27 protein-coding genes and 1 riboswitch are annotated in these 27,000 nt (G+C 71.3%); of the genes, 19 read left to right on the top strand and 8 right to left on the bottom strand.

Annotation, left to right across the window (positions count from 1 at the left end; all coding sequences use genetic code 11):
• Positions 1–4: 4 nt before the first annotated feature.
• The 3 genes from glyA to gcvT form a co-directional block, all read right to left on the bottom strand.
• Positions 5–1,267 carry a serine hydroxymethyltransferase gene (gene glyA, locus ACH4D3_RS19970; protein ID WP_398323705.1) on the bottom strand — a complete coding sequence of 421 codons (1,263 nt, stop codon included), beginning with the start codon at positions 1,265–1,267 and terminating at the stop codon, positions 5–7.
• A gap of 14 nt (positions 1,268–1,281) precedes the next feature.
• Complete coding sequence (gene gcvH / locus ACH4D3_RS19965; RefSeq protein ID WP_127892517.1) at positions 1,282–1,659, bottom strand: glycine cleavage system protein GcvH; 378 nt, start codon at positions 1,657–1,659, stop codon at positions 1,282–1,284.
• A gap of 165 nt (positions 1,660–1,824) precedes the next feature.
• Positions 1,825–2,958 (bottom strand): glycine cleavage system aminomethyltransferase GcvT, encoded by a 1,134-nt coding sequence (gene gcvT, locus ACH4D3_RS19960; RefSeq protein WP_398323703.1) that lies wholly within the window; start codon positions 2,956–2,958, stop codon positions 1,825–1,827.
• A 155-nt stretch (positions 2,959–3,113) separates the two neighbouring features.
• A riboswitch (glycine riboswitch) is annotated at positions 3,114–3,207 on the bottom strand.
• Positions 3,208–3,384: 177 nt separating this feature from the next.
• On the opposite strand from gcvT, the gene ACH4D3_RS19955 reads away from it, so the two are divergent.
• From ACH4D3_RS19955 to ACH4D3_RS19915, 9 genes are all read left to right on the top strand, one after another.
• The gene (locus ACH4D3_RS19955; protein WP_398323702.1) at positions 3,385–4,053 is read left to right on the top strand and encodes an AAA family ATPase; all 669 of its coding nucleotides are present in this window, start codon (positions 3,385–3,387) and stop codon (positions 4,051–4,053) included.
• Between the two features lie 79 nt (positions 4,054–4,132).
• Complete coding sequence (locus ACH4D3_RS19950; protein ID WP_398323700.1) at positions 4,133–4,900, top strand: enhanced serine sensitivity protein SseB; 768 nt, start codon at positions 4,133–4,135, stop codon at positions 4,898–4,900.
• A gap of 168 nt (positions 4,901–5,068) precedes the next feature.
• Positions 5,069–5,866, top strand: a complete 798-nt coding sequence (locus ACH4D3_RS19945) for an enhanced serine sensitivity protein SseB C-terminal domain-containing protein (RefSeq protein WP_398323698.1) — start codon at positions 5,069–5,071, stop codon at positions 5,864–5,866.
• Positions 5,867–6,180: 314 nt separating this feature from the next.
• Entirely contained in the window at positions 6,181–7,188 is a 1,008-nt protein-coding gene (locus tag ACH4D3_RS19940; protein ID WP_109036260.1) for an ABC transporter permease, read from the top strand.
• 71 nt (positions 7,189–7,259) lie between these two features.
• Positions 7,260–9,062: an ABC transporter substrate-binding protein gene (locus tag ACH4D3_RS19935; RefSeq protein ID WP_398323696.1), complete on the top strand. Its 1,803-nt coding sequence runs from the start codon at positions 7,260–7,262 to the stop codon at positions 9,060–9,062.
• 108 nt (positions 9,063–9,170) lie between these two features.
• The gene (locus ACH4D3_RS19930) at positions 9,171–10,169 is read left to right on the top strand and encodes an ABC transporter permease (RefSeq protein ID WP_398323694.1); all 999 of its coding nucleotides are present in this window, start codon (positions 9,171–9,173) and stop codon (positions 10,167–10,169) included.
• The gene (locus ACH4D3_RS19925) at positions 10,166–11,263 is read left to right on the top strand and encodes an ABC transporter ATP-binding protein (protein WP_398323692.1); all 1,098 of its coding nucleotides are present in this window, start codon (positions 10,166–10,168) and stop codon (positions 11,261–11,263) included. The genes ACH4D3_RS19930 and ACH4D3_RS19925 overlap by 4 nt, the downstream gene beginning before the upstream one ends.
• Positions 11,264–11,286: 23 nt before the next feature.
• The gene (locus tag ACH4D3_RS19920) at positions 11,287–12,675 is read left to right on the top strand and encodes an ABC transporter ATP-binding protein (RefSeq protein WP_398324351.1); all 1,389 of its coding nucleotides are present in this window, start codon (positions 11,287–11,289) and stop codon (positions 12,673–12,675) included.
• Between the two features lie 79 nt (positions 12,676–12,754).
• On the top strand, positions 12,755–13,414 hold the full coding sequence (locus ACH4D3_RS19915) for a trimeric intracellular cation channel family protein (RefSeq protein WP_003973517.1): 660 nt from the start codon (positions 12,755–12,757) through the stop codon (positions 13,412–13,414).
• A 15-nt stretch (positions 13,415–13,429) separates the two neighbouring features.
• Here the strand turns inward: ACH4D3_RS19915 and ACH4D3_RS19910 are convergent, their stop codons facing one another.
• On the bottom strand, positions 13,430–14,632 hold the full coding sequence (locus ACH4D3_RS19910) for an erythromycin esterase family protein (protein ID WP_398323690.1): 1,203 nt from the start codon (positions 14,630–14,632) through the stop codon (positions 13,430–13,432).
• Between the two features lie 58 nt (positions 14,633–14,690).
• Between ACH4D3_RS19910 and ACH4D3_RS19905 the strand changes: the two genes are divergently transcribed.
• Positions 14,691–15,494 (top strand): TioE family transcriptional regulator, encoded by an 804-nt coding sequence (locus tag ACH4D3_RS19905; RefSeq protein WP_398324349.1) that lies wholly within the window; start codon positions 14,691–14,693, stop codon positions 15,492–15,494.
• 25 nt (positions 15,495–15,519) lie between these two features.
• Entirely contained in the window at positions 15,520–16,380 is an 861-nt protein-coding gene (locus tag ACH4D3_RS19900; RefSeq protein ID WP_398323689.1) for a thioesterase family protein, read from the top strand.
• 44 nt (positions 16,381–16,424) lie between these two features.
• Here the strand turns inward: ACH4D3_RS19900 and ACH4D3_RS19895 are convergent, their stop codons facing one another.
• Positions 16,425–17,051, bottom strand: a complete 627-nt coding sequence (locus ACH4D3_RS19895) for a TetR family transcriptional regulator (protein WP_398323687.1) — start codon at positions 17,049–17,051, stop codon at positions 16,425–16,427.
• A gap of 127 nt (positions 17,052–17,178) precedes the next feature.
• Between ACH4D3_RS19895 and ACH4D3_RS19890 the strand changes: the two genes are divergently transcribed.
• The 3 genes from ACH4D3_RS19890 to ACH4D3_RS19880 all read left to right on the top strand — a co-directional run bounded on the left by ACH4D3_RS19890 (position 17,179) and on the right by ACH4D3_RS19880 (position 18,943).
• Positions 17,179–17,346 carry a hypothetical protein gene (locus ACH4D3_RS19890; RefSeq protein ID WP_398323685.1) on the top strand — a complete coding sequence of 56 codons (168 nt, stop codon included), beginning with the start codon at positions 17,179–17,181 and terminating at the stop codon, positions 17,344–17,346.
• Between the two features lie 34 nt (positions 17,347–17,380).
• Positions 17,381–17,683 carry a DUF4190 domain-containing protein gene (locus ACH4D3_RS19885; RefSeq protein WP_398323683.1) on the top strand — a complete coding sequence of 101 codons (303 nt, stop codon included), beginning with the start codon at positions 17,381–17,383 and terminating at the stop codon, positions 17,681–17,683.
• A gap of 90 nt (positions 17,684–17,773) precedes the next feature.
• On the top strand, positions 17,774–18,943 hold the full coding sequence (locus tag ACH4D3_RS19880) for a cysteine desulfurase family protein (RefSeq protein ID WP_398323681.1): 1,170 nt from the start codon (positions 17,774–17,776) through the stop codon (positions 18,941–18,943).
• A 39-nt stretch (positions 18,944–18,982) separates the two neighbouring features.
• Here ACH4D3_RS19880 and ACH4D3_RS19875 read toward each other — a convergent pair whose 3' ends face one another.
• Positions 18,983–19,711, bottom strand: a complete 729-nt coding sequence (locus tag ACH4D3_RS19875) for an N-acetylmuramoyl-L-alanine amidase (protein WP_398323679.1) — start codon at positions 19,709–19,711, stop codon at positions 18,983–18,985.
• A 61-nt stretch (positions 19,712–19,772) separates the two neighbouring features.
• Here ACH4D3_RS19875 and mnmA point away from each other — a divergent pair, with 61 nt between their 5' ends.
• On the top strand, positions 19,773–20,903 hold the full coding sequence (gene mnmA / locus ACH4D3_RS19870; RefSeq protein WP_398323677.1) for a tRNA 2-thiouridine(34) synthase MnmA: 1,131 nt from the start codon (positions 19,773–19,775) through the stop codon (positions 20,901–20,903).
• Positions 20,904–20,977: 74 nt separating this feature from the next.
• Here the strand turns inward: mnmA and ACH4D3_RS19865 are convergent, their stop codons facing one another.
• Both ACH4D3_RS19865 and ACH4D3_RS19860 read right to left on the bottom strand, forming a co-directional pair.
• The gene (locus ACH4D3_RS19865; RefSeq protein ID WP_398323675.1) at positions 20,978–21,757 is read right to left on the bottom strand and encodes an alpha/beta fold hydrolase; all 780 of its coding nucleotides are present in this window, start codon (positions 21,755–21,757) and stop codon (positions 20,978–20,980) included.
• Positions 21,758–21,794: 37 nt separating this feature from the next.
• Complete coding sequence (locus ACH4D3_RS19860; RefSeq protein ID WP_398323673.1) at positions 21,795–22,160, bottom strand: DUF427 domain-containing protein; 366 nt, start codon at positions 22,158–22,160, stop codon at positions 21,795–21,797.
• Between the two features lie 62 nt (positions 22,161–22,222).
• Here ACH4D3_RS19860 and ACH4D3_RS19855 point away from each other — a divergent pair, with 62 nt between their 5' ends.
• The 4 genes from ACH4D3_RS19855 (at position 22,223) to ligA (ending at position 26,761) form a co-directional block, all read left to right on the top strand.
• On the top strand, positions 22,223–22,762 hold the full coding sequence (locus ACH4D3_RS19855) for a TIGR00730 family Rossman fold protein (protein ID WP_361011276.1): 540 nt from the start codon (positions 22,223–22,225) through the stop codon (positions 22,760–22,762).
• A gap of 27 nt (positions 22,763–22,789) precedes the next feature.
• Positions 22,790–23,479, top strand: a complete 690-nt coding sequence (locus ACH4D3_RS19850) for an SDR family oxidoreductase (protein ID WP_398323671.1) — start codon at positions 22,790–22,792, stop codon at positions 23,477–23,479.
• A gap of 64 nt (positions 23,480–23,543) precedes the next feature.
• Positions 23,544–24,539, top strand: coding sequence for a methionine synthase (locus tag ACH4D3_RS19845; RefSeq protein ID WP_398323669.1), 996 nt, complete (start codon positions 23,544–23,546; stop codon positions 24,537–24,539).
• Between the two features lie 14 nt (positions 24,540–24,553).
• Positions 24,554–26,761 (top strand): NAD-dependent DNA ligase LigA, encoded by a 2,208-nt coding sequence (gene ligA / locus ACH4D3_RS19840; protein ID WP_398323667.1) that lies wholly within the window; start codon positions 24,554–24,556, stop codon positions 26,759–26,761.
• Positions 26,762–27,000: the final 239 nt, after the last annotated feature.

Below are 27,000 nucleotides of genomic sequence, written 5' to 3'. Positions count from 1 at the left end.
GTGTCTACTTGTTCAGACCCGGGTACAGCGGGTGCCGGTCGGCCAGGGTCTTCACCCGGGCCTTGAGGGCCTCCGCGTCGTAGGACGGCTTCAGCGCCTCGGCGATCACGTCCGCGACCTCGGCGAAGTCCTCGGCGGTGAAGCCGCGGGTCGCCAGGGCCGGCGTACCGATGCGCAGACCGGAGGTCACCATCGGCGGACGCGGGTCGTTCGGGACGGCGTTGCGGTTGACCGTGATGCCGACCTCGTGGAGTCGGTCCTCGGCCTGCTGGCCGTCCAGCTCGGAGTCACGCAGGTCCACCAGGACCAGGTGGACGTCCGTGCCGCCGGTCAGGACGGAGACGCCCGCCGCCTTGGCGTCGTCCCGCACCAGGCGCTCGGCCAGGATGCGGGCACCCTCCAGCGTACGGCCCTGGCGCTCCTTGAAGTCCTCGCTCGCGGCGACCTTGAAGGCGACGGCCTTGGCGGCCACCACGTGCTCCAGCGGACCACCCTGCTGACCGGGGAAGACGGCGGAGTTGATCTTCTTGGCCAGCTCGGCCGTGGAGAGGATCACACCGCCGCGGGGGCCGCCCAGGGTCTTGTGGGTCGTGGTGGTGACCACGTGGGCGTGCGGCACCGGGTTCGGGTGCAGGCCAGCCGCGACCAGACCGGCGAAGTGCGCCATGTCGACCATCAGGTACGCGCCGACCTCGTCCGCGACCTTGCGGAAGGCGGCGAAGTCCAGCTGACGCGGGTAGGCCGACCAGCCCGCCACGATCAGCTTCGGCTTGGTCTCCTTGGCCAGGCGCTCCACCTCGGCCATGTCGACCTGGCCGTCGTCGCCGACGTGGTAGGGGACGACGTTGTAGAGCTTGCCGGAGAAGTTGATCTTCATGCCGTGGGTCAGGTGCCCGCCGTGGGCGAGGTTCAGACCCATGATCGTGTCGCCGGGCTTGAGCAGCGCGAACATCGCGGCCGCGTTGGCCTGGGCGCCCGAGTGCGGCTGCACGTTGGCGTGCTCGGCGCCGAAGAGCGCCTTGACCCGGTCGATGGCGATCTGCTCGATCACGTCGACGTGCTCGCAGCCGCCGTAGTAGCGGCGGCCGGGGTAGCCCTCGGCGTACTTGTTGGTGAGGACCGAGCCCTGGGCCTCCATGACCGCGACCGGGGCGAAGTTCTCCGAGGCGATCATCTCGAGGGTGGACTGCTGGCGGTCCAGCTCGGCGTCGACGGCGGCGGCGACGTCCGGGTCCAGCTCGTGCAGGGGTGTGTTCAGAAGCGACATGCGATCGTGACTCCTCAGGCGCCGGCGAAGGCGGTGTACTCGTCGGCGGAGAGCAGGTCGGCCGGCTCGTCCGTGACCTTCACCTTGAACAGCCAGCCGCCCTCGAAGGGGGCGCTGTTCACCAGCGACGGGTCGTTGACGACGTCCTCGTTGACCTCGGTGATCTCACCGGAGACGGGGGAGTACAGGTCGGAGACGGACTTGGTCGACTCCAGTTCGCCGCAGGTCTCGCCCGCGGTCACCGAGTCGCCGACCTCGGGGAGCTGGACGAAGACGACGTCACCGAGCGCGTTGGCCGCGTGCTCCGTGATGCCGACCGTCGAGACGCCGTCCTCGGCGCCCGACAGCCACTCGTGCTCCTTGCTGTAGCGCAGCTGCTGGGGGTTGCTCATGGCCTGAATTCTCCTGTACGCGAGGAAGTGGCTGGTGAAGGGGGTGGTGGGGCGGTACGTCACACGGGGCCGACGCCGCCGGGGACACCGGGGCCGACGCCGCCCAGTGTCCACCGGGGGCCGACGCCGCCCGGTGTCCACCGGGGGGCCGGTGTCGCCCAGTGTCTACTTCTGGCGCTTGTAGAACGGCAGCGCCACGACCTCGTACGGCTCGTGGCTGCCCCGGATGTCCACGCCGACGCCCTCGGTGCCCGGGGCCGCGTGCGCCGCGTCGACGTACGCCATGGCGATCGGCTTGCCCAGCGTCGGGGACGGGGCGCCGGAGGTGACCTCGCCGATCACCTCGCCACCCGCGACGACCTGATACCCGGAGCGCGGGACCCGGCGGCCCTCGGCGACCAGGCCGACCAGGACGCGGGGCGGGTTCTGCTCCGCCCGGGAAGCGGCCTCGGTCAGCGCGGCGCGCCCGACGAAGTCGCCCTCCTTCTCGAACTTCACCACCCGGCCCAGCCCGGCGTCGAACGGGGTCAGCGCGGTCGACAGCTCGTTGCCGTACAGCGGCATGCCCGCCTCCAGGCGGAGCGTGTCCCGGCAGGACAGGCCGCACGGGACCAGTCCGGCGCCCTCGCCCGCCTTGGTCAGCGCCTGCCACAGCTCGACGGCGTGCTCCGGCTTCACGAACAGCTCGAAGCCGTCCTCGCCGGTGTAGCCGGTGCGCGCGATCAGCGCCGGGACGCCGGCGACCGTGCCGGGCAGACCGGCGTAGTACTTCAGGCCGTCCAGGTCGGCGTCGGTGAGCGACGCGAGGATGCCCGGGGACTGAGGGCCCTGCACGGCGAGCAGCGCGTAGGCGTCGCGGTCGTCGCGCACCTCGGCGTCGAAGCCGCCCGCCCGCTCGGTCAGCGCGTCCAGCACGACCTGGGCGTTGGAGGCGTTGGCGACCACCATGTAGTGAGCAGACACGGCCGCGGTGTCGTCGAGCCGGTAGACGATCAGGTCGTCCAGGATGCCGCCGTCCTCGCGGCAGATCATGGTGTAGCGGGCCCGGCCCGGCTTCACGGTGCCGATGTTGCCGACCAGCGCGAAGTTCAGCAGCTCGGCCGCCTGCGGCCCGGTGACGGTGATCTCACCCATGTGCGACAGGTCGAAGAGACCGGCGCGGGTGCGCACCGCGACGTGCTCCTCGCGCTCGGAGCCGTAGCGCAGGGGCATGTCCCAGCCGGCGAAGTCGGTCATCGTCGCGCCCAGCGCGCGATGCGTGGCGTCGAGCGCGGTACGGCGCGGTTCGGTACTGCTCATCGGTCGGTCGTCTCCCAGGACAGGACGTGGCGAGGTCGGTCCTCCCCATCTGTCATCGGAACCTGAGAGGTTCGCCACGGCCACCGGAGTACGGCGATCAGGGCTTGCACCTTGGGTGGGACCGCCGTCGGGGGCGGTCCGCTTTTCAGATGTGCCTCGCCCGCGCGGTAACGGGGCCTGAGAGATTCAAGGGAGGGACTTGCTCCTTCGGCGCCCCGGCGCGGCCGGGGACTCTCCCGCGCGGATTCAAACGGCCGGTATGCAGTTGGCGCCGCCATCATTGCATGCCCGGGCGATCCGTGGCAGACCGTGATCTGTAACCGGCTTGTGGCAGTAAGCGAACGAAAACGCGAGACCCGCGCATTACCTTCTCTTTACACTCGACGGGGAGGTACTCGTGTACCGCCCCAGGGGAGGACGATCACGGTGAACAGGACCACGGCGTACGCCACGACCTCGGGACTCGCGCTGCCCAAGCAGCCGGCCGCCCCGGCCCCCGAGGCATGCGCCCCGCTGACCGCACCCGTCGTCCGCGACCTCAGAGACCGCGACGGCCGCAGCCCGCACGCCCTGCTCTTCGGACCCCGGGACCTGGTGGTGATCACCGGCCTGCCCGGCAGCGGCAAGTCCACGCTGATGCGGCGCACCGTGCGCGGCGGCCGCATCGACTCCCAGGACACCCGCGACCGCTGGGACCGCCGCATGCCGCGTCTCCTGCCGTACCCGCTCTACCGCCCCCTCGTCCGCCTCGCCCACTACGCCGGACTGCGCCGCGCGCTGCGCTCCGGCGAGGGCGTCGTCGTGCACGACTGCGGCACCCAGGCCTGGGTGCGCGGCTGGCTGGCCCGCGAGGCCCGGCGCCGGGACGGCACCCTGCACCTGCTGCTGCTCGACGTCGCCCCCGGCGAGGCCCTGGCAGGCCAGCGCGAGCGCGGCCGGGGCGTGTCGCGGTACGCGTTCCTGCGGCACCGCGCGGCCAACTCCCGCCTGCTGCGCGCGGTGACCGAGGGCACGCTGCCCGCGGGCTGCTCCTCGGCGGTCGTCCTCGACCGGGCGGCGGCCGACACCCTGCGGCGGATCGCCTTCACGGGGTGACGCACGGTAGGGCCCCGGGGCCGAACGGGTTAGCCTTTCAGCCACGAACGGCGGTACCAGGCAGGCGGTAGGTAGGCAGATGGACTTCCCGGCACAGACGCACCCCCACCCGCACGGCGGATGGCCAGGCAACGAGCTGGAGGAGGTGCTGTCCGCCTCCCTCGGCATCCCGGCGGCCGGCGGCCGGATCGTGGAGGTCCTCGGCCGCAGCTTCCTGTGGATCCCGCTGCCGAACGGCGGCGGCCCGCACAGCGGCCCCCTCGACCTGCCGTCGCTGGAGATCGACGGCCAGGCCTACGTGCCGGTGTTCAGCTCGGAGGAGCAGCTGCGCCAGGTCGCGGGCGCGCACATGGCGTACACCGTCGCCCCCGCCGCGGAGTTCGCCCGCGGCCTGCCCCCGCAGGTCGGCATCGCGGTGAACCCGGAGGGCGTGGTCGGCATCCCGCTGCCGCCGCCCGCCGTGGCCGAGCTGTGCCGGGCCGGGCGCACCCCGCTGGACGGGCCCTCCTCCGGCGGCCGGGTCCGCCTCTTCGAGCCGGACTGGCAGGACGACCCGGTGGACTTCCTGGCCGCGGCCTCCGCCGAGTTCGCCGCCACCGGCGTCGTACGCAGCGCGCGCCGCTGCCTGGCCGCCGTCGAGACCGCCGACCCGGTCCTGTTCGTCGGCGTCGAACTGACCCACTGGGAGGACGACGCCCGCACCCTCCCCCTGGACGCCCTCGGCCGAGCCCTCGCCAAGTCCCCCCTGAAGTACCAGGTCAACCTGGTCCTCCTGGAAGCGGCCCAGGACCCGGTCTGCGACTGGATGCGGGAGAAGGTCAGGCCCTTCTACAACGGTGACTTGTAAACACCGGTATGGGAAACGCCGTCAGGGGCGCGGGGAACTGCGCGACAAGCCACGACGGCGCCGCAGCCGAACAAGGACCGCACACCCCGAGCTCCAGACCTCCCCCGCACCCGGCGGAGCCTTAAGCTGGTCCCAACACCGGGGGAACTTCTCGAAGGGGCGATACGCGTGAGCGCCAGCGGCACCACGACCGGACAGGTCGAGCACATGCTGCGCCAGGTGACGCCCGGGCGCTACGACGCCTACGAGGCCCTGCTGCGCGCCCTCGCCACCCCCACTTCCGGCCAGGTCTGGATGCTGCTGTGGCACGGCCAGGCCGGCTCCCCGGACGCCCAGTACGGGAACATGGAGATCGAGGGCTACGGCTACGCGCCCTGCGTGACCTCCGCCCAGGAGCTCTCGGCCAGCGGCTGGAACCGGTCGTACGAAGTGGTCGACGGCCTGGAGGTGGCCCGCGCCCTGTACCCGGACCACTACGGCCTGTGGCTCAATCCGCACGCCCCCGGCGGCGGCGTCGGCATCCCCTGGCTCGACCTGCGCCGCATCGCCTCCGGCCTGGACCGTCAGCCCGCCGGGCCGCTGCGGCTGTCCGAACCGGCCATCGAGATCCCCCAGTTCTACGCCCTGCTCGCGCAGAACGCCCACCGCACCCCGGCGGTCCGCGCGCTGCGCCGCGCCTGGGTGCAGCCCGCGCTGGGCGCGCCGTACCTCGCCATCGGCCTGGACGTGTACGACACCTCCCCGCCGGCCGTCGACGCGGTGCGCGCCATGATGCAGCAGTCCGTCGGCGCGGTGCCGGACGGGCTGCCGGTGTCGACGGTGGCGATGACCGACACCGACGACCCGGTCGCGCTGTGGCTGCGCGCCAACGCGCGCCCGTTCTACGACCGCGAGGCCCACGCTCCGGCCCCCGCCCAGGCGCCGGCGGGCGGGTACGGATACCCTCCGGCCGGTAGCCGGTACTGACGGCGGCGGGGTCGGTCCTCCGGTCGGCAGAGGCGATCTTCGCGCGTAGATGACGACGCAAAGCGCCACCTTGTCCCCGATGTCCCAACTCGCCCGTGTCCGGCCCCCGTTACCCACTGTCCGGATAACGGAACACCTCAAACAGCATCACGGTTGCGCATCCATTCCCCGTCAAGTCTGGCTACAGATCGCCAAAGCGTTGAAGACTCCCGCAACAAGGGGTGGATGCTCGCCTCTTTGTACGACGGACTGATCACGCCGCTACAGCGGCAAGTGCGGGCCGGCTACCGCCGGTTGAGAGGGGTCCCTGCCAGATGACGGCACCATTGCACGAGCCGACCGCGGAAGCGGCCCCGAGTGCGGCAGAGGAAGCGGCGGTTGCCGGCGCCGAGGCCAAGTCGGTACAAGGGCGCTCCCTGGGCCGGATCGCCTGGGAGCGCCTGAAGCGGGACAAGCTGGCCCTCGCGGGCGGCATCGTCGTGCTGGTCCTCGTCGTGGTCGCCGTGTTCGCGCCCTTGATCACCTCGCTCTACGGGCAGGACCCCAACGCGTACAACGAGGACATGATCGACCCGCTGTTCGGTACCCCCACGGGTTCCCTGGGCGGCCTCGGCGGCGAGCACTGGCTCGGCGTGGAGCCGGTCAACGGCCGCGACATCTTCGCCCGCATCGTCCACGGCGCCCGGATCTCGCTGCTGGTCGGCTTCCTGTCCGCGATGGTGGCCGTGGTCCTCGGCACCGTCCTCGGTGTCCTCGCGGGCTTCTTCGGCGGCTGGGTCGACTCCCTCATCTGCCGGATCATGGACGGCCTGCTGGCCTTCCCGCAGCTGCTCTTCATCATCGCCCTGGTCTCCGTCATGCCGGACAACATGCTCGGACTGAGCGGCACGGGCGTGCGCCTGCTCATGATGATCGTGGTCATCGGCTTCTTCGGCTGGCCCTACATCGGTCGCGTGGTCCGCGGTCAGACACTCTCGATGCGCGAACGGGAGTACGTCGAGGCGGCCCGGTCGCTGGGGGCCGGACGGTTCTACATCCTCTTCAAGGAACTGCTGCCCAACCTGGTGGCGCCGATCATCGTGTACACGACGATGATGATCCCCACCAACATCCTCACCGAGGCGGCGCTCAGCTTCCTGGGTGTGGGCGTCAAGCCGCCCACGTCGTCGTGGGGGCAGATGCTCTCGAGCGCGATCGACTACTACAAGTCGGACCCCATGTACATGGTGGTCCCCGGTGTGGCGATCTTCATCACCGTTCTTGCCTTCAACCTCTTCGGTGACGGCGTGCGCGACGCGCTGGACCCGAAGGGGTCCCGCTGACCCTGCCGTACCGCAAAGCGACCCGTGGCACCTGCACGGGGTCTCTCATCTAATCCGGAGGATCCGAGATCGTGACTACCCAACGCACCTCAGGGCGGCGCAAGCAGGCTTTGGCCGCTGCCGCAGTGGTCGCCGCGCTGCTGACCACGGCGGCGTGCGGCGGAGGCGGCGACGACGACAGCGGCGGCGGTTCGAAGAACGGCGCGGCCGGCTACGACGCAGCCAACAACAAGGTCGCCCAGGCCTCCGAGGCCAAGAAGGGCGGCACGCTGAAGTTCGCCAGCACGCAGGACGCCGACTCGTGGGACACCACGCGCGGCTACTACGGCTTCATGTGGGACTTCTCCCGCTACTACAGCCGCCAGCTGGTCACGAACAAGACCGAGCCGGGTGCCGCCGGCGCCGAGACCACCCCCGACCTCGCCACCGACGTCGCCAAGGTCTCGGACGACGGCAAGACCTACACGTACACCCTGCGTGACGACGTCACCTGGGAGGACGGCAAGCCGATCACCTCCAAGGACGTCAAGTACGGCATCGAGCGCGTCTGGGCGCAGGACGTGCTGTCCGGCGGCCCGACGTACCTCAAGGAGGTGCTCGACCCCGAGGGCGAGTACAAGGGCCCGTACAAGGACACGTCCAAGGACAAGCTCGGTCTGAAGGCGATCGAGACGCCGGACGACAAGACCATCGTCTTCCACCTGCCGCAGGCCAACTCGGACTTCGAGGAGATGCTCGCGCTGACCTCGGCGTCCCCGGTCCGCCAGGACAAGGACACCAAGTCCAAGTACGGCCTGCACCCGTTCTCCTCGGGCCCGTACAAGTTCGAGTCCTACAACCCCGGCAAGGACCTGACCCTGGTCCGCAACACCGAGTGGAAGCAGAGCTCGGACCCGGTCCGCAAGGCGTACCCGGACAAGATCACGATCAAGTTCTTCACCAACGCCAACGACATGGACGCCCGCCTCATCGCCGGCGACTACGACATCGACCTGGCGCAGACCGGTCTGTCCCCGCAGGGCCGCACCACCGCCCTGAAGGAGCACAAGGCCAACCTGGACAACCCGGTCTCGGGTTACATCCGGTACGCAGCGTTCCCGCAGAACGTGAAGCCGTTCGACAACATCCACTGCCGCAAGGCCGTGCTCTACGGGGCCGACCACGTCTCCCTGCAGACCGCGCGCGGCGGCCCGGTCGCCGGCGGCGACATCGGCACCAACATGCTGCCGCCCGCCGTCCCGGGCTCCGAGGGTCAGAAGTACGACCCGTACGAGATGGCCGGTGCCAACAAGAAGGGCAACGTCGAGAAGGCCAAGGAAGAGCTGAAGGCCTGCAACAAGCCGAACGGCTTCAAGACCACCATCGCGGTCCGCAACAACAAGCCGGTCGAGGTCGCCACCGCCGAGTCCCTCCAGGCCTCGCTGAAGAAGGTCGGCATCGACGTCGAGATCGACCAGTACGACGGCTCGCAGTACGCCAGCGTCATCGGTAGCCCCACCAACGTGCAGAAGAAGGGCTACGGCATCATCATCATGGGCTGGGGCCCGGACTTCCCGTCCGTGCAGGGCTACGGTCTGCCGCTGTGGCACAGCGACTACATCCTCGACAGCGCGAACAACAACTTCGCGATGATCGACGACCCGAAGATCGACGGTCTCTTCGCCGACTACCTGACCGCGAAGGACGACGCGGGCAAGAAGCAGATCGCCACGGAGATCAACCACAAGGTGATGGAGGGCGCGTACTACCTGCCCTTCGTCTTCGAGAAGTTCATCAACTGGCGCTCCAGCAACATCGCGAACGTGTACACCACCGACGCCTACAGCGGTATGTACGACTTCGTGAACATCGGTCTGAAGAACCCCAAGAAGTAACCGGTACACCCGCCGTACGGCACGAAAGGCAGGTGAAGGCCGGCGCGGCGTGACCGCGGGCCGCCGGACAATCTCCGGCGGCCCGCGGGACGCAGCGGGCCGCAACCCGTGCTCGCTTACCTCATCAGGCGGCTGTTCGCCGCCGCAGTGATGCTCGTGGTCATCATCCTGGTGGTCTTCTGCATCTTCTTCCTCGTCCCCAAGTGGGCCGGGGTCGACATCGCCCTGAACTTCGTCGGCAAGCAGGCGGACCCCGCCGCCGTCGAGGGTGTGCGGGAGAAGCTGGGTCTGGGCGACCCGGTCCTCGTCCAGGCCTGGGAGTTCTTCAAGGGCATCTTCGCGGGTCGCACCTACGCGGCCGGCGGCGACGTGACCCAATGCGCCGCGCCCTGCTTCGGCTACTCCTTCAAGACCGAGCAGTCGGTCTGGCCGGTGCTGACCGAGCGTTTCCCGGTGACCCTGGCTCTCGCGCTGGGTGCCGCCGTGCTGTGGCTGATCTTCGGCGTGGCCGCCGGTGTGCTCTCCGCCCTCAAGCGCGGCACGCTGTGGGACCGCGGCGCGATGGTCGTCGCCCTGGCGGGTGTCTCCCTCCCCATCTACTTCACCGGTCTGCTGAGCCTGGCGATCTTCTCCTACGGCCTCGGCTGGATCGACGGTGAGTTCGTACCGCTCGAGGACAGCCTCACCGGATGGCTCGGCGGCATGATCCTGCCCTGGATCACCCTGGCCTTCCTGTACGCCGCGATGTACGCCCGGATCACCCGCGCCACCATGCTGGAGATCCTCGGCGAGGACTACATCCGCACCGCGCGGGCCAAGGGACTCAAGGAACAGGTCGTCATCAGCAAGCACGCGATGCGATCGACCCTGACCCCCCTGCTCACCATGCTCGGCATGGACCTCGGCGCCCTGATGGGCGGCGCGATCCTGACCGAGACCACGTTCAGCCTGCCCGGCCTCGGCCAGAAGGTGCTGGACGCGATCAAGAACCACGACCTGCCCTTCATCCTGGGCGTCGTCCTGATCACTTCTCTCGCGGTGCTGATCGCCAACCTCGTGGTGGACATCCTGTACGCCGTGATCGACCCCCGAGTGAGGCTCGCATGACCGAACTGAGCAAGAGCGGGGCAGCGGTGGGCGAGCCCACCGGCAACTCGCCCGCGCCGACCGCCTTCCTGGAAGTACGCGACCTCAAGGTCCACTTCCCGACCGACGACGGCCTGGTCAAGTCCGTGGACGGGCTCTCCTTCCAGCTGGAGAAGGGCAAGACCCTCGGCATCGTGGGCGAGTCCGGCTCCGGCAAGTCGGTGACCTCGCTCGGCATCATGGGCCTGCACACCGCCGGCCAGTACGGCAAGCGCAAGGCGCGGATCTCCGGCGAGATCTGGCTGGACGGCACCGAGCTGCTGTCCGCCGACCCCGACCACGTGCGCAAGCTGCGCGGCCGCGAGATGGCGATGATCTTCCAGGATCCGCTGTCCGCGCTGCACCCGTACTACACGATCGGCCAGCAGATCGTGGAGGCGTACCGCATCCACCACAAGGTGGACAAGAAGACCGCCAAGCGCCGCGCGGTGGAGATGCTCGACCGGGTCGGCATCCCGCAGCCGGACAAGCGGGTGGACAGCTACCCGCACGAGTTCTCCGGCGGTATGCGCCAGCGCGCGATGATCGCGATGTCGCTGGTGAACAACCCCGAGCTGCTCATCGCGGACGAGCCGACCACCGCCCTGGACGTCACCGTCCAGGCGCAGATCCTCGACCTCATCCGGGACCTGCAGAAGGAGTTCGGCTCCGCGGTCATCGTCATCACCCACGACCTGGGCGTCGTCGCCGAGCTGGCCGACGACCTCCTGGTGATGTACGGCGGCCGGTGCGTGGAGCGCGGTCCGGCCGAGAAGGTGTTCTACGAGCCCCGGCACCCCTACACCTGGGGCCTGCTCGGCTCGATGCCGCGGCTCGACCGCGACCAGCAGGAACGCCTCATCCCGGTCAAGGGCTCGCCGCCCTCCCTCATCAACCTCCCGTCCGGCTGCGCCTTCAACCCGCGCTGCCCGTACGCCGACGTGCCCAAGGACGACGTCACCCGCACGGTCCGCCCCGAGCTGACCGAGGTCGGCAGCAAGCACTGGGCCGCCTGCCACATGTCGCAGGAGCAGCGGGAGCGTATCTGGACCGAAGAGATTGCGCCGAAGCTGTGAGCGACGAAGCCAAGGACGAAGCGGTGGCCATCCCCGCGCAGAGCGACGGCACCGAGAGCAAGTCCGCCCAAACCGCCACCCTCACCAAGGGTGCGGCCCCCGGCGAAACCCTGCTCAAGGTGACCGGGCTGCAGAAGCACTTCCCCATCAGGAAGGGCCTGCTGCAGCGCCAGGTCGGCGCCGTCCGCGCCGTCGACGGCATCGACTTCGAGGTCCGCTCCGGTGAAACCCTCGGCGTCGTGGGCGAGTCCGGCTGCGGCAAGTCGACCATGGGCCGGCTGATCACCCGGCTCCTCGAACCGACCGCCGGCAAGGTCGAGTTCCAGGGCAAGGACATCACCCACCTCGGGGTCGGCGGCATGCGTCCGCTGCGCCGCGACGTGCAGATGATCTTCCAGGACCCGTACTCCTCGCTGAACCCGCGCCACACCATCGGCACGATCGTCAGCGCCCCCTTCAAGCTCCAGGGCGTCCAGCCCGAGGGCGGGGTCAAGAAGGAGGTCCAGCGGCTGCTGTCGGTGGTCGGGCTCAACCCCGAGCACTACAACCGCTACCCGCACGAGTTCTCCGGCGGCCAGCGCCAGCGCATCGGCATCGCCCGCGCGCTCGCGCTCAACCCGAGGCTGGTCGTGGCCGACGAGCCGGTCTCCGCGCTCGACGTGTCGATCCAGGCCCAGGTCGTCAACCTGCTCGACGACCTCCAGAGCGAGCTGGGCCTGACGTACGTGATCATCGCGCACGACCTCTCGGTGGTCCGGCACGTCTCGGACCGCATCGCGGTGATGTACCTCGGCAAGATCATGGAGCTGGCCGACCGCGACCTGCTCTACAAGACGCCGATGCACCCGTACACCAAGGCGCTGATGTCGGCCGTCCCGATCCCGGACCCGGCACGGCGCGGCGCCAAGAGCGAGCGCATCCTGCTCAAGGGCGACGTGCCCTCGCCGATCGCCCCGCCGAGCGGCTGCCGCTTCCACACCCGGTGCTGGAAGGCGACGCAGATCTGCACGACCACCGAGCCGCCGCTCAAGGAGCTGCGGCCGGGCCAGCAGGTGGCCTGCCACCACCCGGAGAACTTCGAGGACCAGGCCCCGCAGGACGTCGTCCTGCTCAGCGCCGCCAAGGAGGCGGCGGAGCTGGTGTCGGAGGACGCGCTGGCCGAGTCGGCGGCGACCTCGGCGGCGGTGGCCGCGGAGGTCGAGGCTTCGGAGGACACCGCTTCTAAGGACGCCGCTTCGAAGGACGCCGTCTCGGACGGTGCCGCGTCGAAGGAGGCCGCGTCGGACGATGTCGTCTCCGACGATGCCGCGTCGGACGATGTCGTCTCGGACGAGGCCGCCTCGGAAGGCGACGAGCCCGTCGCGGAGGGTGCCGAGAGCACCGACGAGGAGCCTCCCGCCAAGGAGAAGTGACCGCGTTCACTGCGCCCTGCCTGAGAGCCCCCGCCTTCGTTTGTAAGGCGGGGGCTCTACGGCAGGTAAGAATGGAAGGGTGTACGAGCAACTCTTCAGCCCCACCGTCCAGCACACGCTCGACCTGGTCGGCATCTTCGTCTTCGCCATCTCCGGCGCGCTGCTGGCCGTACGCAAGAACTTCGACGTCTTCGGCATCGCCGTCCTCGCCGAGGTCACCGCGCTGGGCGGCGGACTGTTCCGGGACCTGGTGATCGGCGCGGTGCCGCCCGCCGCCTTCACCGACCTCGGGTACTTCCTCACCCCGCTGCTCGCGACGCTGCTGGTCTTCTTCCTCCACCCCCACGTGGAGCGGCTCCAGACCGGCGTGAACATCTTCGACGCGGCCGGGCTCGGCCTGTTCTGCGTCGCGGGCACCACCAAGGCGTACGACTACGGCCTCGGCCTGACCGCCTCGGCCTGCCTGGGCCTGACCACCGCGGTCGGCGGCGGTGTCCTGCGCGACGTGCTCGCCAACGAGGTCCCCTCGCTGCTGCGCTGGGACCGCGACCTGTACGCCGTCCCGGCGATCGTCGGCTCCGCGATGGTCGCCCTGTGCATCCGCTACGAAGCGCTCACCCCGTTCACCAGCGGGCTCGCGGTCGTCACGGCCTTCGTCCTGCGGCTGCTCGCCCTGCGCTTCCACTGGCGGGCGCCGCGCGCCTGGAACCGCCGGTCGACGGTGGTGGAGGGGGACTGACCACCGGCCCTCCACTCACGGGCGCCGCATGTCCCCGACGAAGACGAGGCCGTCGACCGAGTCGAGGTGTCCGGGGTCGAGCGGGGCGTAGCCGAACCAGGGGGACATCCGGGGCGCCGGCCGGGGGTCGCCGAGGGCGTCGGCCAGGAGCGCGGGGTCGAGGACGCAGGGGTCCTCCCCCAGCGCGTACAGAAGCCCCTCGACGGTGTCCGGCGGCGGGGTGTCCACGCCCTGGTGCCGGATCGTGCCGAGCGCCGTGGCGACGAAGGCGTACTCCGGGCCGAGCCGGGCGGCCACGAGCGCGCCGGCGCTCCACCATTCCATCGGGCCCTGCCACATCCGCATCGAGCTCTTCTCGCGCTGGAGGTGGGAATTGTGGGCGTGGACCAGCGTCGGCCCCCGGTCGGCGAGCGCGAGGAGGTTGTCGGCCATCATCCGGTCCCGCAGGCCCAGCATGCGGGTCATGCGGGCCGGGGCGGTGTCGGCCATCCAGTAGTGATAGCTCAGCAGGCCCGTCGCGGTACGTCCGTGCAGGCGCGCCCGGTCCCAGTCGTCCGGTGCGCCGGACGCGAGCAGGTGCGGCGTCTGCTCGTCCAGCAGCGACACCAGGTCGGCGGCGAGCGTGCGCAGCTCCCCGGCCCCGGCCGACCGCCCCACCGACCGGGCGGGGTCCGTCATCGCCTCGGGCTCGGTCCACCGGTCGTCGGCCCCGAGCAGGCGGTCCAGCGTCTGCCGGGTGCAGGGGAGCAGGGCCGGGTCCACCGCGGCCGACAGGTAGCCGTGGAGCGCGGTGAGCGCCTGCCGGGGGCTCGCGGCACCGGTGATCTCCAGCGGGCCGTCGAAACCGGCGAAGCGGGCCCGTTCGTCCGCCGGCCGGTCCTCGTTGTACGCGCGCATCCGGCGCACCAGCTCCCGGTTGGCCGCACTGGCACCGAAGCCGTGGCTGAACCCGTGCGCCATGACCTCGTCGAGGGTGCCGGTGCCCCGGGTGACGTAGTCGTCCACGACCAGCCCCATCAGGCAGTCGCTCTCGATCGCGATCGTCCGGTAGCCGTGCCGTTCGACGAGCTGCCAGAAGACGTCGTCGCGTACGTCGAGCAGGGTGTCCTCGCCGTGGGTGGGCTCGCCCAGGGCGAGTAGCCGGGGCGGGGCCGGGAACAGCCGCATGACGGCGGCGGCGTCGAGAGGGCGGGCGATGTCCTGGATGCGGTCAGCCATGGCTTCAACGGTATCGTTGAAGTCTCGGTTGAAACTTTTCCGCGAGAGTGTGGGACTTTTGGTAGCCAACCTTCAAAACGGAGGAAGACTCAAGCCCGTCGACCTGGCCCGCGCGCACGGTCTGTCGGCGCAGGCGGTCAGGAACTACGAGGCGGACGGCATCCTTCCGGCCGCCGCTCGCACGGCCCACGGCTACCGCGTCTACACCACGCTGCACGCCCGTGCCCTGGACGCGTTCCTCGGCCTGGTGGCGGGCCACGGGCACCGGACGGCGGCCGCGGTGATGCGGGCAGTGAACGAGGGCGCGCCGGACGACGCGCTCCGGCTGATCGACGAGAGCCACGCCCAGTTGCTCGACGACCGGCGGACGCTGGAGGCCGTGGAGGGCGCGCTGCGGGACCTGGTGCCCGAGGCCGCCGGGGGCGCGCCGGTCGCGGGCGGGTTCATCGGCGCGCTGGCGGGAGAACTGGGCATCCGGCCGGCGACCCTGCGCACCTGGGAGCGGGCCGGGCTGGTGCGCCCACGGCGCGACCCGGTGACCGGATACCGCCGCTACGACGAGGCCGACGTACGGGACGCCCGGCTCGCCCACCAGCTCAGACGGGGCGGCTATCCACTGGAGCGGATCGCGTCCGTGCTCGCCCAGGTGCGGTCGGCCGGGGGCCTGGAGCCGCTGGAGGCCGCCCTGCGCGAGTGGCACGACCGCGTCTTTGCCCGCGGCCGGGCGATGGTGACCGGCGCGGCGCACCTGGAGAGCTACCTGCGCGCGAGGGAACACCAGGAAGAAGGGAAGGGAGCAGGGGAGGAAGGGAGGAAAGGGAAGGAGGGGAAGGAGGGGAAGGAGGGGAAAGCTACCGCTTAGTAGTTTCCTGTTGTACCGTGCAGTCATGCCAGAAGCAGCCTCCGCAGCGGCCGTACGGGCCACCATCGGCGACAGCGAGTTCGACCGGGACACCGCCGTCACCCGACGCGCCCCCGGCGTCTACGACACCGACCTCTCGGCCGGCTGGACGATCTTCGACGCCGTCAACGGCGGCTATCTGCTGGCCGTCCTCGGCCGGGCCCTCGGCGACGCGCTCCCGCATCCCGACCCCTTCACCGTCTCGGCGCACTACCTCACCACCTCCCGGCCCGGTCCGGCGGTCGTGCGCACCGAGACCGTCCGCACGGGGCGCACCCTCTCCACCGGGCAGGCCTCACTCCTCCAGCGGGACGACGAGGGCAACGAGGTCGAGCGCATCCGCGTCCTCGCCTCCTACGGCGACCTCGACGCGCTGCCCGACGACGTCCGCACCTCGGCGAAGCCGCCCGCGATCCCGCCGGTGGAGCAGTGCTTCGGGCCGGAGGACGGCCCTGCCCCCGTCGACGGCGGCTCACCGATCGCCGACCGGCTGAAGCTCAAGCTCGACCCCGCCACCCTGGGCTGGGCGCTGGGGCAGCCCTCGGGCCGCGGGGAGATGCGGGCCTGGTTCGGCCTCGCCGACGGCCGCGACGCCGATCCGCTCTCGCTGCTCCTCGCGGTGGACGCGCTGCCGCCGACCGCCTTCGAACTGGGGCTCAAGGGCTGGGTGCCGACGGTCGAGCTGACCGCGCACGTGCGGTGCCGTCCGGCGCCGGGCCCGCTGCGGGTCTCCATCACCACCCGCAACCTCGCCGGCGGCTTCCTGGAGGAGGACGCCGAGGTCTGGGACAGCGCCGACCGCCTGGTCGCCCAGTCCCGTCAACTCGCCCGGGTCCGGCTCGGCTGACCCGGCGGCTCCTCGGGCCGGCCCGTACTCGGTCCAGCCAGTGCTCAGTCCAGCCAGTGCGTGCGGCCGACGCTGATCAGCCGCAGTTGCCGCCGTGCCGTCTCGACGGCCCGGCGGCGCTCCTCTTCCGGGGCCTCCAGTGTCTCCAGGAACAGGGAGGCCGTGATCAGCATCTGGTCGACGTAGAGGCCCGCCAGCATGCGCAGGTCGGTCTCGCTCCAGCCCGCCGCCGACGCGTCCGTGGCCAGCTCGGCCCGCACCTCCTCGGTGAACCGCGCCAACTGCTCCCGTATCGCCCGGCGCACCGGCTGCACGCCGCCGTGCCGCTCCCGCGCGATGAAACGGACGTGGGCCGGGTGCGCGGCCACATGAGTGGCGATCAACTCGACCGCGCGGGCGATGCGTTCCTCGTCGTCCTCGGCCGGTGACATCGTGCTCCGGATCATCGGGTGCAGGCTGCCCAGCGCCTCCTCGACCAGCGCCACGCCGAGATCCGCCGTGGAGTGGAAGTGCCGGTAGAAGGCGGTCGGCGCGACCCCCACGGCACGGGTGACCTCGCGCAGTCCCAGGCTGCTCAGGCTCTGCTCCTCCAGCAGGCCGAGCGCCGCGTCCAGGAGCGCCTGCCGGGTCTTCTGCTTCTGTGCCTGCCGAACGCCGGGGGTGTGACTCATGCCATGCAGTTAACAACTGTTCTCCGGAATTGAAAAGCCGTGCGGCGCGCTAGACTGAGAAGTCAGTGAACAACTGTAACCACAATCGTTCACCGAAGCGTCCACACAAGGTTGGGGGAACCGTTCCATGCTGTTTCTCGTCGTCGCACTTCTGCTCCTCGGTGTGGTCCTGGGCGCCGTCGCCCACGCACCGTTGACCTTCTCCCTCGCGGCCGGCCTGGTCATCGCCGTCTGGCTCGGCATCTTCGCGATCCGCGAGCGGCACGGCCGCCGACGGAGCGCCTCCGCCCACTGACGCACCTCCACCGACGCACGGCAGGGAGAACACCATGCGGCTCACCGCACCGGCCGACCGCACCACCGAAGGCCCCCGCACCATCCGCACCACCCGTCGTACCGGCATCCACGACACCGACGGCATGGCCGTCGCCTCCTTCGTCCTCGGACTCCTCGGACTGCTGGTCCTCAACGTCTTCCTCGGCCCGATCGCGATCGCTCTGGCCGGCGTCGCCCTGTGGCGCGGCACCGCCCGCCGCGGCCGGGCCCTCCTCGGCCTCGGCCTGGGCGTCGCCGACCTGCTGGTCCTGGTCGCCTTCATGTCCGCGGACAGCACCATGTCCTGGAGTCTGTGAACCACCTCACCGTCTCGTCCCGGCCGCTGCCCGACGAGGCCAACCTTGGTCTGAGAGCGGGCGGAACCGCCCCGTAGAATCGGCCGCACCATGGCTTACCTCGACCACGCCGCGACCACCCCGATGCTTCCCGAGGCGGTCGAGGCGCTCACCGCGCATCTGAGCGCCACCGGCAACGCCTCCTCCCTGCACGCGTCCGGCCGCCGGGCGCGGCGCACCGTCGAGGAGGCCCGCGAGACCCTCGCCGAGGCGCTCGGCGCCCGCCCCAGCGAGGTGGTCCTCACCTCCGGCGGCACCGAGGCCGACAACCTCGCCGTCAAGGGCCTGTACTGGGCCCGACGCGACGCCGACCCGGCCCGCACCCGGGTCCTGGCCAGCCCCGTCGAGCACCACGCGGTCCTCGACGCCGTGCACTGGCTCGGCGAACACGAGGGCGCCACCGTCGAGTACCTGCCGGTCGACGCCCAGGGCCGGGTCCACCCCGAGGCGCTCCGCGAGGCCATCGTCCGCGACCCCGGGGACGTCGCCCTCGCCACCGTCATGTGGGCCAACAACGAGATCGGCACCGTCATGCCGGTCCGGGAACTCGCCGACGTGGCCGCCGAGTTCGACGTTCCGCTGCACGCCGACGCGGTCCAGGCCTTCGGTCAGATCCCGGTCGACTTCGCCGCCTCCGGGCTCGCCGCCATGACTGTTTCCGGCCACAAGATCGGCGGCCCCTACGGCATCGGCGCGCTGCTGCTCGGCCGGGAGTACACGCCCGTCCCCGTCCTGCACGGCGGCGGCCAGGAACGCCACGTGCGCTCCGGCACCCTCGACGTCCCCGCCGTCGCCTCCTTCGCGGTCGCCGGGCGTCTCGCCGCCGAGCAGCGCGAGTGGTTCGCCCGCGAGATCGGCGCCCTGCGCGACGACCTGGTCGACGCCGTCCGGACGGCCGTCCCGGACGCCATCCTCGGCGGCGACCCGGCGCCCGGGGGCCGCCTCCCGGCCAACGCCCACTTCACCTTCCCCGGCTGCGAGGGCGACTCCCTCCTCCTGCTGCTCGACGCCCAGGGCATCGAGTGCTCCACCGGCTCCGCCTGCACCGCGGGCGTCGCCCAGCCCAGCCACGTCCTGCTGGCCACCGGAACCGACCCCGACCTGGCCCGCGGCACCCTGCGCTTCTCCCTGGGGCACACCTCGACCGAGGCCGACGTGGAGGCGGTCGCCAAGGCGATCGGCCCGGCGGTGGAACGCGCCCGGGCCGCGGGGCTGTCGTAAGGCGCGGGCCGCCTCGCCGAGAGCCGGGCCCGCCGGGGCTCAGGCCTTGGTCGGCGGCTTCGACGGCGCGCTCGTGGCCGCCCGCCGCACCAGCTTCAGGTACCGGTCCCAGTCCCAGTGCGGCCCCGGGTCGGTGTGGTCGGTGCCCGGCACCTCGACGTGGCCGAGGACGTGCTTCCGGTCCACGGGTATGCCGTATCGCGCGCAGATCCCCGCGGTCAGCCGCGCGGAGGCGGTGTACATCGCGTCGGTGAAGTCCTGCGGGCGGTCCACGAAGCCCTCGTGCTCGATGCCGACACTGCGTTCGTTGTAGTCGCGGTTGCCCGCGTGGTACGCCACGTCCAGCTCGCGGATCATCTGGGTGACGCGCCCGTCCTGCCCGACGATGTAGTGCGCGGCCGCCTTGTGCCCCGGGTCCTGGAAGGCCCGCACCGCGCTGTCGAAGCTGCCCTGCGTGACATGGACGATCACCATGTCGATGCCGAAGTCGTCCGGCCGGTCCGCCCGCCGCCAGTTCGCGTCCGACGCCGCCACCCAGCGGGCGCCCGCGTAGTCGACCACGCCGTCCTCGCGGGGCCGCTCGACGCCCGGCAGCCGCCACCACAGCCGGGACAGCTCGTCGCGGGCCAGCACACCGGTGCCCACGGCCGCCGCCGCCCCGCCGACGATCAGCGCCCGGCGGCCGATGCGCCGGTCGCCGTCCGCGGACCCGCCGCCGGCCGGCCCGCCCGGTGTGGACCCGCTCGTGGATCCCTGGTTCGCCCCCATGCGATCTTCAACGCATACTCGCGCGCTCCGGTTCCCGCTTCCCCCGTACTCTGGAGGAGTTATGACTGAGACCCCGCAGCGCACCCGCCCCCTCCGCGTCCTCGCCGCCATGTCGGGCGGAGTCGACTCCGCCGTCGCCGCCGCCCGCGCGGCCGAGGCGGGGCACGACGTGACCGGCGTCCACCTGGCGCTCTCCGCGAACCCGCAGTCCTTCCGCACGGGCGCCCGGGGCTGTTGCACCATCGAGGACTCGCGGGACGCCCGCCGCGCCGCCGACGTCATCGGCATCCCGTTCTACGTGTGGGACCTCGCCGACCGCTTCCGGGAGGACGTGGTCGAGGACTTCGTCGCCGAGTACGAGGCGGGGCGCACCCCCAACCCGTGCCTGCGCTGCAACGAGAAGATCAAGTTCGCGGCCCTCCTCGACAAGGCCCTCGCGCTCGGCTTCGACGCCGTCTGCACCGGCCACTACGCCCAGGTGATCCGGCGCGAGGACGGCGTCCGCGAGCTGCACCGCGCCTCCGACATGGCCAAGGACCAGAGCTACGTCCTCGGGGTGCTCGACGACCGGCAGCTCGCCCACGCGATGTTCCCGCTCGGCGACACGGTCACCACCAAGGACGAGATCCGCGCGGAGGCCGAGCGCCGGGGCCTCGCGGTGGCCAAGAAGCCCGACTCGCACGACATCTGCTTCATCGCCGACGGCGACACCCAGGGCTTCCTCGCCGACCGGCTCGGCAAGGCCGAGGGCGACATCGTCGACGAGGCGGGCAACCGGCTCGGCACCCACGAGGGCGCCTACGGCTACACCATCGGGCAGCGCAAGGGCCTCAGGATCGGCACCCCCGCGCCCGACGGCAAGCCGCGCTACGTCCTGGACATCTCCCCGGTGAACAACACCGTCACGGTCGGCCCGGCCGAGGCCCTCGACGTCGACGCCCTCCGCGCGATCAAGCCCCGCTGGTGCGGCGCCGCCCCCACCGGCCCCGGCACCTACACCGCCCAGCTGCGCGCCCACGGCGGCGAGACCGAGGTCCGCGCCGAACTGGCCGACGGCACCCTTGAGGTGACCTTCACCGAGCCGGTCCGCGGCGTCGCCCCCGGCCAGGCGATCGTGCTGTACGACGGCACGCGCGTGGTGGGCTCGGCGACCATCGCGTCGACGACGCGGGCCACGGCGGGCGCGGCCTGAGCCGTCGTTGGGCCGTCGCCGAGTCGTCGCGGAGCCGTCGCCGAGCCGTCCCTGAGGTGCACGACCGCGCCGGCTCACCCGGCGAGGAACTCCGCCAGCACCGGCGCCAGCACGCCCGGCTCCACCATGTGGGTCTGCCGGTCCACGGTGCCGTAGGTGCCCTCCGGGGCCGCCTCCGCGATCGCGCGGGCCGCCTCGTGCCACCACGCGTCGCTCGCGCCGCCCGCGAGCACCAGCAGGGGCACGGTGATCCCGGCGATCTCGGTGCGGGGCACCCGGCCGTCGCCCAGCACGGCGTCGTCGTGGGCGAGGCTCGGCGCCACCGACTCCATCCCCGCCCACATCGGGGACTGCCGGGCACCCCGGATCATCTCCTCGCCCAGCCCGCTGTGGCGCAGGAACAGCTCCACGGCGTCCCCGCGCCTGCCCTGCCCCAGCGCCTCGGTCAGCCGCTCCGTGTACTGGGCAGCCGCCCGCGCGGCGGCGTCGTCCATGGCGTACGGCACCTCGTACACGGCGGCCCGGCGCAGCGGCAGACCGCTCGCCGCCGCCCGGAGCACCAGCGCGCCGCCCGACGACATGCCGTACAGCGACGCCTCGCCGCCCACCGCCTCGATCAGCGCCGCCAGGTCCTCGATCTCGCGTTCCACCGCGTAGGGCGCCGTGTCGCCGCTCTCGCCGCGCCCCCGGCGGTCGTACACGGTGACGTCGAAACGGCCCGACAGCTCGGCGGCCAGCGGCGCCATCGTGGCGCCGGTCGACATGGCGCCGCTGACGAGCACGACCGCCGGTCCCCGCCCGGAGCGTTCGTAGGCGATGCGGGTGCCGTCACGCGAAACAGTCGTCATCTCCATGCCTGTGCAGACTGCCCTACGGCACCGGTTTCATCGCTCAGGACACCTCGACTTCGTAGAAACAGAGGTGGTCCTTGATCTCCGCGACCTCCGGCTTCGGGTCCGGGTAGGCCCACACCAGGTCCGCGGTGTCGGGCAGCGACCAGTAGGACGCGTCGCCCTTGAAGGGGCAGTGGGTGGTCGTGCCGGACGGCGTCAGCAGGTCGAGGCGCACGTCCTCGGCCGGGATGTAGTACCGGTCGGGACAGCCCGTCTCGTGCAGTACCAGCGCGCCGTCGCTCTCCGCGAGCACCTGCTCGTCGTGCACCACGCGCACGTGCCGGTCGCTCGACTCGACGGAGATGCGGTGTCCCTTGAGTCCCTTGGTCACGGTCGTCCTCCTGGTGGCAGTGGTCTGCGTCACGTACTACAGCGTCCCCGTAGGCAGGGTTCTTCCCCTCCGGACCGGGCCGTACGGTGGACGCCATGAACATCTGCGTCTTCCTCTCCGCCGCCGACCTCGACGAGCGCTACACCCGTCCCGCCAAGGAGTTCGCCGAACTGCTCGGCAAGGGCGGGCACACCCTCGTCTGGGGCGGCTCCGACGTCGGTCTGATGAAGGTGGTCGCCGACGGCGTGCAGGAGTCCGGCGGACGGCTGCTCGGGGTCTCGGTGGACTTCCTGGCGGCCAAGGCCCGCGAAGGCGCCGACGAGATGGTGATCGCGAAGGACCTGGCCGAGCGCAAGCGGCTGCTGCTGGAGAAGGCCGACGCCGTGGTCATCATGGTGGGCGGCACCGGCACGCTCGACGAGGCCACCGAGATCCTGGAGCTGAAGAAGCACGGGCACACCGACAAGCCGGTCGTCCTGCTCAACACCGCCGGCTTCTACGACGGTCTCAAGGAGCAGTTCCGCCGCATGGAGGACGAGGGCTTCCTGCCCCGCCCCCTCACCGAGCTGGTCTTCTTCGCCGAGGAGCCGGTGGGCGCGCTCGCCTACCTGGAGGAGAGCCAGGGCATCGAGTAGGGCGCCCGTGATGCGAGCATGGCGGGCATGGCTACACATGTGATCACCGGAGCGGGCTCCGGCATCGGCGCGGCCGTCGCCCGCCGCCTGCACGCACGCGGCGACGAGGTCGTGCTCCACGCGCGCGACGCGGGCCGCGCCAAGGAACTGGCCGCCGCGCTCCCCGGTGCGAAGACGCTGGTCGGCGACCTGTCCGACCCCGGCAAGCTGTCCTGGGCCCTCTCCCACCAGAGCCTGCCCGACCGGGTGGACTCGCTGCTGCACATCGCCGGGGTCGTCGACCTCGGAGCGGTCGGCGACCTCACCCCGAAGACCTGGCTCAACCAGCTCAACGTCAACCTCGTCGCCCCCGCCGAGCTGACCCGCCTCCTGCTGCCCCTGCTCCGCGTCGCCCAGGGCCACGTGCTCTTCGTCAACTCCGGCGCGGGCCTCGCCACCCACGCCGGCTGGGCCGCGTACGGCGCCTCCAAGCATGGCCTGAAGGCCCTCGCCGACGGCCTGCGCCAGGAGGAGCACGCGAACGGCGTCCGCGTCACCTCGGTCTACCCCGGCCGCACGGCCAGCCCCATGCAGGCCAAGGTCCACCAGCAGGAGGGCAAGGACTACGACCCGGCGAAGTGGATGGACCCCGAGTCCGTCGCCACGACCATCCTGATGGCCCTGGACCTCCCGAGGGACGCGGAGGTCAACGACCTGACGGTGCGCCCGGGACGGTGAGCGCCCTCCCGCAAGGGGCGGCGGGGGCGAGATCAAGCCCCGCACCCCTGCGTACGCTTGCCCCGTGAACGACGACTTCGCCCCCGCCACCGGCATCGGCAGCCTCCCGGGCCACGACGCCCGAGAGGCCGCCAAGACCGCCACCGGCAGCTTCGAGGACTTCCCCTTCCTCCCCGAGCTGCCCGCCCGCGGCCCCGGCGCCGACATGATCGGCCGCACCGCCGGGATGCTCGTCGAGCTGTACGCGCGCGTGGAGCCCAGCGGCTGGCGGCTCGGCGACCGTCCGGGCCGGGACACCAAACGCGCCCGCGCCTGGCTGGGCGAGGACCTCGACGCTCTGGAGGAGTTCACCCAGGGATACGAGGGCCCGCTGAAGGTCCAGGCCGTCGGCCCCTGGACCCTCGCCGCGGCTCTGGAACTGCGGGGCGGCGAGGCGGTCCTCTCCGACCCCGGCGCCTGCCGCGACCTCGCCGCCTCGCTCGCCGAGGGCCTGCGCCTGCACCTGGCGGAGATCCGGCGCCGCGTCCCCGGCGCCCGCCCCGTCCTCCAGCTCGACGAACCCTCCCTCACCGCCGTGCTGCGCGGCCAGGTCCGCACCGCCAGCGGCTACCGCACCCACCGCGCCGTCGACCGCCAGGTCGTGGAGGCGACGCTGCGCGAGGTCGCCGGGGTGCACGACGGCGGTCCGGTCGTGGTCCACTCCTGCGCGCCGGACGTGCCGTTCGCCCTGCTGCGCCGGGCGGGCGTCGCGGGCGTCTCCTTCGACTTCGCGCTCCTCACCGAGCGTGACGGCGACGCGATCGGCGAGGCCGTCGAGGGCGGCACCCGGCTGTTCGCCGGTGTCGTGCCGGGCACGGACACGGCATTGTCAGACCCTGCCGGTAGCGTTTCGGGTGTCAGAACGCTGTGGCGCAGGCTGGGGCTGCGTCCGGAGCTGCTCGCGGAGGCGGTCACCGTCACTCCGGCGTGCGGACTCGCGGGTGCCTCCCCGGACTACGCCCGGCGCGCGCTCGCCCACTGCGTCCGGGCGGCACAATCTCTCGCGGACAACCCAGAGTAACGGGAGGACATACGGTGGCCGGCGACAAGCAGGGCGACAAGCAGGCGGAGACGACGAGCGTGCCCGCCGAGGCGCGGGAGCGGCACGCGCAGCTCGCCGAGCAGATCGAGGAGCACCGCTTCCGGTACTACGTGAACGATGCGCCCGTCGTCAGCGACGCGGAGTTCGACCGGCTGCTGCGCACCCTGGAGGAGCTGGAGGAGCGGCACCCGGAGCTGCGCACCCCCGAGTCCCCGACCCAGAAGGTCGCCGGTGCCTACGCGACCGAGTTCACGGCCGTGCAGCACCCCACGCGGATGCTCTCCCTGGACAACACCTTCAACGACGACGAGCTGGCCGCCTGGTTCGACCGCATCGCCCGGGAGCTGGGCGAGCAGGAGTACCACTTCCTGTGCGAGCTGAAGGTCGACGGACTCGCCGTCAACCTCACCTACGAGCGCGGCCGCCTGGTCCGCGCCGCCACCCGCGGCGACGGCCGCACCGGCGAGGACATCACGCCCAACGTCCGCACCATCGCCGAGATTCCCGAGCGCCTGGCGGGCGACGAGGTCCCCGACCTCGTGGAGATCCGGGGCGAGGTCTACTTCCCGATGGAGAAGTTCCAGGAGCTCAACACCCGGTTGAACGAGGCGGGGGACAAGCCCTTCGCCAACGCGCGCAACGCGGCGGCCGGTTCACTGCGCCAGAAGGACCCGCGCGTCACCGCCTCCCGCCCGCTGCACATGGTCGTCCACGGCATCGGCATCCTGGAGGGCTACTCGGGCCTGACCCGCCTCTCGCAGGCGTACGACCTGCTGAAGACCTGGGGCCTGCCCACCTCCCCGCACAACCGGGTGGTCGACGGCCTGGACGGCGTACGGGACTTCATCGCGTACTACGGCGAGAACCGGCACTCCGTCGCGCACGAGATCGACGGAGTCGTCGTCAAGCTCGACGAGATCCGCCTCCAGGGCCGGCTCGGTTCCACCGCCCGCGCGCCCCGCTGGGCCATCGCCTACAAGTACGCGCCGGAGGAGGTCAACACCAAGCTGGTCGACATCAAGGTGGGCGTCGGCCGCACCGGCCGTGTCACGCCGTACGCGCAGGTCGAGCCGGTGACCGTGGCGGGCAGCGAGGTGGAGTTCGCCACCCTGCACAACCAGGAGGTCGTCAAGGCCAAGGGCGTGCTCATCGGCGACACCGTGGTGCTGCGCAAGGCCGGTGATGTGATCCCGGAGATCCTCGGGCCGGTCGCCGACCTCAGGGACGGCAGCGAGCGGGAGTTCGTGATGCCGGCCGAGTGCCCCGAGTGCGGGACGCCGCTGAAGGCGATGAAGGAGGGCGACATCGACCTCCGCTGCCCCAACGCCCGTGCCTGCCCGGCCCAGTTGCGCGAGCGGGTCGCCTACCTCGCGGGCCGGGAGTGCCTGGACATCGAGCACTTCGGCGGGGTCGTGGCGGCCGCGCTGACCGGACCGCTGGAGCCGGCCGAGCCGCCGCTGGTCGACGAGGGCGACCTCTTCGACCTCACCGTCGACAAGCTGCTGCCCATCAGGGCGTACGTCCTCGACCCGGACAGCGGGCTGCCCAAGCGCGACCCCGAGACCGGGGAGGAGAAGATCGCCACGGTCTTCGCCAACAAGGCGGGCGAGCCGAAGAAGAACACCGTCGCGCTGCTCCAGCACATCGAAGAGGCCAAGAACCGCCCGCTGGCCCGTTTCATCAACGGCCTCTCCATCCGCTACGTCGGGCCGGTCGCCGCCCAGGCCCTCGCCCGCGAGTTCCGCTCCATCGACCGCATCGAGCAGGCCACCGAGGAGGAGCTGGCGAGCACGGACGGGGTGGGCGGCACCATCGCCACCGCCGTCAAGGAGTGGTTCGCGGTGGACTGGCACCGCGAGATCGTGCGCAAGTGGAAGGCGGCCGGGGTCGCGTTGGAGGACCGCTCGACGGGGGAGGACGAAGGCCCGCGGCCGCTCGAAGGACTCACCGTCGTCGTCACCGGCACCCTGGAGAACTTCACCCGGGACGGCGCCAAGGACGCCCTCCAGAGCCGGGGCGCGAAAGTGACCGGATCGGTGTCCAAGAAGACGTCGTTCGTCGTGGTCGGTGACAACCCCGGTTCGAAGTACGACAAGGCGATGCAGCTGAAAGTGCCGGTTCTGAACGAGGACGGTTTCGCCGTTCTGCTCGAACAAGGACCCGAAGCGGCGGCGGACGTCGCGCTTTCGGCTGAGGAATAGCGGTTGAAGGCCACCCGATCGGCGCATATCAGATGCATACGGGTGGCCGGGTGGCATTCGGGCAACCGTCGACGACCAGTGCCCCTGGAAGCCTTCCGCGGCCTACTGTTGAGGTGTGCGCCCGCCGTGCCCAGCTGCGGTCGGGGCACCCCCCTGCCCCGAGCGACAGGGGGAGGGGTCTCCGACGCGGAGCCGTTGAAGGTGGTCGAGGCGGGGGCCGCGTGGCGTGGGCACCGCCG

Source organism: Streptomyces sp. NPDC018026 (assembly GCF_044327745.1).
GTDB classification, from domain to species: Bacteria; Actinomycetota; Actinomycetes; order Streptomycetales; family Streptomycetaceae; genus Streptomyces; species Streptomyces rubrogriseus.
This window is presented reverse-complemented; position numbering and strand designations above follow the sequence as displayed.

What these genes read in the sequence shown, in the direction of transcription:
- ACH4D3_RS19900 (WP_398323689.1), top strand. Translation starts at nt 15,520, where the DNA reads ATGCCAGAAGCAGCCTCCGCAGCGGCCGTACGGGCCACCATCGGCGAC.
- ACH4D3_RS19950 (WP_398323700.1), top strand. Translation starts at nt 4,133, where the DNA reads ATGGACTTCCCGGCACAGACGCACCCCCACCCGCACGGCGGATGGCCA.
- gcvT (WP_398323703.1), bottom strand. Translation starts at nt 2,958, where the DNA reads ATGAGCAGTACCGAACCGCGCCGTACCGCGCTCGACGCCACGCATCGC.
- ACH4D3_RS19885 (WP_398323683.1), top strand. Translation starts at nt 17,381, where the DNA reads ATGCGGCTCACCGCACCGGCCGACCGCACCACCGAAGGCCCCCGCACC.
- gcvH (WP_127892517.1), bottom strand. Translation starts at nt 1,659, where the DNA reads ATGAGCAACCCCCAGCAGCTGCGCTACAGCAAGGAGCACGAGTGGCTG.
- ACH4D3_RS19910 (WP_398323690.1), bottom strand. Translation starts at nt 14,632, where the DNA reads ATGGCTGACCGCATCCAGGACATCGCCCGCCCTCTCGACGCCGCCGCC.
- glyA (WP_398323705.1), bottom strand. Translation starts at nt 1,267, where the DNA reads ATGTCGCTTCTGAACACACCCCTGCACGAGCTGGACCCGGACGTCGCC.
- ACH4D3_RS19890 (WP_398323685.1), top strand. Translation starts at nt 17,179, where the DNA reads ATGCTGTTTCTCGTCGTCGCACTTCTGCTCCTCGGTGTGGTCCTGGGC.
- ACH4D3_RS19850 (WP_398323671.1), top strand. Translation starts at nt 22,790, where the DNA reads ATGGCTACACATGTGATCACCGGAGCGGGCTCCGGCATCGGCGCGGCC.
- ACH4D3_RS19940 (WP_109036260.1), top strand. Translation starts at nt 6,181, where the DNA reads ATGACGGCACCATTGCACGAGCCGACCGCGGAAGCGGCCCCGAGTGCG.
- ACH4D3_RS19880 (WP_398323681.1), top strand. Translation starts at nt 17,774, where the DNA reads ATGGCTTACCTCGACCACGCCGCGACCACCCCGATGCTTCCCGAGGCG.
- mnmA (WP_398323677.1), top strand. Translation starts at nt 19,773, where the DNA reads ATGACTGAGACCCCGCAGCGCACCCGCCCCCTCCGCGTCCTCGCCGCC.
- ACH4D3_RS19895 (WP_398323687.1), bottom strand. Translation starts at nt 17,051, where the DNA reads ATGAGTCACACCCCCGGCGTTCGGCAGGCACAGAAGCAGAAGACCCGG.
- ACH4D3_RS19875 (WP_398323679.1), bottom strand. Translation starts at nt 19,711, where the DNA reads ATGGGGGCGAACCAGGGATCCACGAGCGGGTCCACACCGGGCGGGCCG.
- ACH4D3_RS19925 (WP_398323692.1), top strand. Translation starts at nt 10,166, where the DNA reads ATGACCGAACTGAGCAAGAGCGGGGCAGCGGTGGGCGAGCCCACCGGC.
- ACH4D3_RS19855 (WP_361011276.1), top strand. Translation starts at nt 22,223, where the DNA reads ATGAACATCTGCGTCTTCCTCTCCGCCGCCGACCTCGACGAGCGCTAC.
- ACH4D3_RS19865 (WP_398323675.1), bottom strand. Translation starts at nt 21,757, where the DNA reads ATGGAGATGACGACTGTTTCGCGTGACGGCACCCGCATCGCCTACGAA.